Below are 4,121 nucleotides of genomic sequence, written 5' to 3' on the forward strand. Positions count from 1 at the left end.
TCGGTGACAGTTTGTTGGTCGCAGTGACCGTTTGCGTGCCGCCGTTTGGCATGGTGCTCGGGCTTAATGCGCTGAATACGGGCGTTTCCCAGAAGTATTTGGTATCTGGGGATGAGGGCAATGTTTCTGAAACCGTACATGTCGCACCCGCTGCAATACCTGTGATGCTGACTTTGGTATTGGTGGGGTAGTCGCTTAATGTGGCGGTCTTTTGGGTGTTGGCAACGGGTAAATCACATGTGGCTTTGAACGTGAAACTCAGTGGCCCTGTGATGCCCGTTGGCAAGGTCAATTCTTTGGTGACTTCAATTGTGCCGTCTAGGAAACGTTCGGCGAAGTTGTAGTTGATGCCAATGCCGTTACTGACCATCGCGACGCTCGTAATCGAACGGCCTGAAGCGATTCCCGATGTGGTGCCGTTAATCGTGCCCACGCTGGTCGTTGAAATCGCAGTGGTTGGGCTGGCGGGTGGCGTTTCTGTAATCGTCCACGTCCCAGACAATACGCCTTGGAATGCGCTCAAGGCCGTGCCGCTGCCGTCTGCTGAGGCGAAGATGCCCGTTGCATTCGGCGCAAAAGCATAACCACCTGCAGAGTCAACCACCATGCTAAAGACCGTGCCTTGTGGTGCAGTCAAACACGCGCCCGCTGTACATTGTATTTTTACAATGGTTGAGGTTAAACCTGATTCACCTGCGTCATACGTGCCGTTGGCATTGGTATCCAAGAAGACACGTCCGCGTAAGGTCGATGGGTCTAGACCTTGAATCGTGACCGCTGAACCTGAACGAATGACTTGAGTTGAAGATGGGTCGCCTTGGTATAAATCCGTACGCGCCCACACGGTGTTGGTGAACTTTGAAGTGGAGTTGATCGTCGGGGCTTTAAGATTAATCGTACCTGTGCCTGAGTAACCAATCAACATCGGATTGGAAGTCACGAATCGAATCGCTGTAATGCCCGTCGGAATGGTCGCACCTGTGGTGTAAGTGGTCCAGTTGATGCCTGTATTACCATCTTCTTGACCCGCCACTTTAATCGCAGCCTGCACAGTGGCGGACGCATCCGTTGAATACTGAATCGTCAATGTACCCATGGCACTGGTCGACATCGATGCGGCCAAACTGGTGACTTCAAATTTACCTGTGCCTAAGCCTGTTGTGCCATTGTCGTCACCATCAAACGGCAATACGTCAACAAAATAGCCAATACCCGAGTTGGTAGAGCCACCGTTACCAAAGTTAATCGTATACCCAAAAATTTCATTCGGTCCGACCTTACCGCCCGTTACCCCTGTCGTGGTTTTACTTGCGGTAAATGCGGCCGCACCATTAATCACCACGTTGGCCGTTTCTGTACGATCTTCTGTCGTACCTGAACCATCTAACAATGGGGTTAAATCATTGGTCGAAGAAATCGTTGTCGTCAACACCTTCGTAGACGTTGAAGCAGTCGCTACCGCTAAAGCATTAAAGGTAATCGGCGTTAATGTTGCGGTCGAACCACCATACGGTGCAACAGCCGTGCCCCCTGCGACAGTGACATCACCCACAGCAAAACTCACAGAACCCGCGGTCCCATCATCTGATGTACATGGAATACCATCCGTACCGTAATTACCCGCCGTATAAGTGGCGTTGGCAGGCAAACTTGATTCAACTGGAATCACGCAGTTGTCTTGGAATTTAGCTGTGACCACTACATTTTTAGCCACACCATCCACACCCGCAACCGAAGCACCAATCACGCGCGGTGTAATCGTAATCGACGTTTGTGTACTCGGTGCAATCGAAGATGAACCGACAACCGTTGTTTCACGCACTTTAATCGGTTGCGTCGTAATGCGTCCGCCTCGTTGAGCAGGGCCAGAAGCCGATGTATAGCTGGACTTATCATAGTGAACCTGAGCATCAGAATCGGTTGTGTAGTTGTTTTGCCAGAACCATGGAATCACCGTACCATCGGACAGCGCCAACGATGTCGCATTGGTGGTTCTTTCTAATGGCATCGCAAGAGCCAAACCCGCGCCTACATTTAATAACTGAGTATATTTGTAACGCACTGCGGTGACCGCAGACAAGCCGCCCACCGCCGTTGGGTCGGTTGACCAACCCGATGCGCCATCGCCAGCAACACCGCAATTGGCAGCCTTGCGATCCGCATCCGTAGCAAAAGTTTGACTGGTATATTCCAACACCAAATCACTGCCCGTCAATAAAGTGGTCGCACTCTGCGCACTCACCACACTCGGTCCATATTTAACAGTGGGCGTGCCATCTAGCTTAATTAAATTATTATCGAATAAAAAACATTGACCGACATTACTCGCGGTGCCATAACCATTGTTTTGGCTATACAAACCCGCATACGCCATAAAGGTTTGACCGGGCAACACGCTTTCAGAATAAGCGTAGTTACCATTATTCATCGTATTGTCATCACCATATAGTGCGTTACTAATCGAATCTTGTTCGGAGACCACAGAAAAAATAGGTTGAATAATTGGTTTGGTTTGCGTCCGATCTACCGTTAAGCTGCTACAAGCATAAGCATTTATAATTGACGACGTGCTACCACACACATAACTTGGATCCATTTCATTGGCGTAACCCGTACCGAAGTTCGATTGTCCTGAAATACTATTGGGGTCAAAACCCGACACTTGATTATGGAAATAAGTAATCGAACCCAATGGGAAGTTGTCATCCGCTGTATTGGCAGGTGTGTTGTTTGGATCAATTGGCGTGAACAATGTAAAAGCATTGTAATATGCCACATTAAGCGAAGGCGAGAAAAATGCGTAACCACTGCTCGTACTATTAAAGTTAAGCTGTTGGTTGACGGTAACGGTAATCGGCGTCCCTGGACCACCTGGCTGCGAACACGAGGTTGCACCACTGCAGGTGGAAGTCAAATAAGAACCCGGCATGGTTGATATCTTAAAGGTAAACCCAGTCGCTAATGATTCAGCACCTCTAATATCAGAAGTAGTACCACTAATACCAATACCAAAGTTAATCGTTCCCGTATAACCCGCCACACCACCCACGGTAGCGGGTGCGAGGCCGTTGTTGTAGGTTCGCGTGGTGGCTTTAGGTGCGGCGGACACAGTGACTGAAGAGCCTGAAACAGCCGTCCCATTGTCTACAGCAACCGTTGGGGTCAAAACCGTGCCATTCGCCAAAGTATTGGCATAAGCAGACACCGTAAACGATTCCGTACCGACCACAGGAATGCGGTTACAGGTCAGCGTTGTACCAGAAATAGTACCCCCGCCTGTACCAGTACACACAGAAGATGCGCTTGAGGTTGAATCCCAAGACGCACCCGCGGGTAGGGTAAATACAAACTTTGAGCTGGCGGTTGAACTAGATGAATAATTAATCCGATAAGTGATTTTATCTAAAGTTCTAACAATACCATTGTTGGCCGAGGTATCAAGCCCAGCACCACTGCTTGCATCAAATGGTGTTGTGCCATCACTCAATATCGTTAAGCTAACGCCGCTAATCGCTGCTTGTGCCGTGGCAGCTGCGAACATCAGTACCATCATAAACACACGTATAATTGATAACATATTTGCGATTCCTTTCATGTTGATACTGCTTCCTCCCTTAATCTTTGCAAATATATTTTTAAATATTATTGTTTTCATAAAATCACTTCCCTGCTTCTATTCAGACCTTATCTACGCGCTATCTTAAAATATTAAGATAATCAACAATCATTTAAAGCATCAAAGGGAACCTCCACTAGACACAGAGATTCCCCTCACAGGTTACGGAGCAATCAAGCTCCTCCCTGTTATGTGGTACTTAAGGCAACGACACCTCAAACCGACGATTCGGAGCCAAGCACGCGATGGTTGCCGCTGACTTATCGCCTGGGCAATTCACCAACGGTTTAGCCGCCCCCAAGCCCTCAATCGTAATCAAGTTCTCTGCAATGCCTTGGCTCACTAAAAACGCTTTAATCGTTTCAGCACGTTTAAACGAGAGCTTCTGGTTATACGCATCCGAACCCAAACGGTCGGTATACGCCGAGACTTTCAAACCTTTCTGAGTGTTAGAGTCCTCTTGCAACTGTTTAGCCAAAGCCGCCAACTTAGTGCGTCCCGCCTC

Annotated in this window: 2 protein-coding genes; both read right to left on the bottom strand. The window is 48.6% G+C overall.

Translation table 11 applies throughout. From position 1 onward, the window contains the following. On the bottom strand, nt 1-3,577 hold a 3,577-nt coding region (locus tag DFR44_RS11015), incomplete at its 3' end, for a DUF5979 domain-containing protein (protein ID WP_133621620.1). Nucleotides 3,578-3,815: 238 nt separating this feature from the next. Next, a partial coding sequence (locus DFR44_RS11020) for an OmpA family protein (protein WP_133621621.1) occupies nt 3,816-4,121 on the bottom strand: 306 nt, incomplete at its 5' end.

Origin of the sequence: Hydromonas duriensis (genome assembly GCF_004363775.1) — a bacterium.
Taxonomy (GTDB): domain Bacteria; phylum Pseudomonadota; class Gammaproteobacteria; order Burkholderiales; family Burkholderiaceae; genus Hydromonas; species Hydromonas duriensis.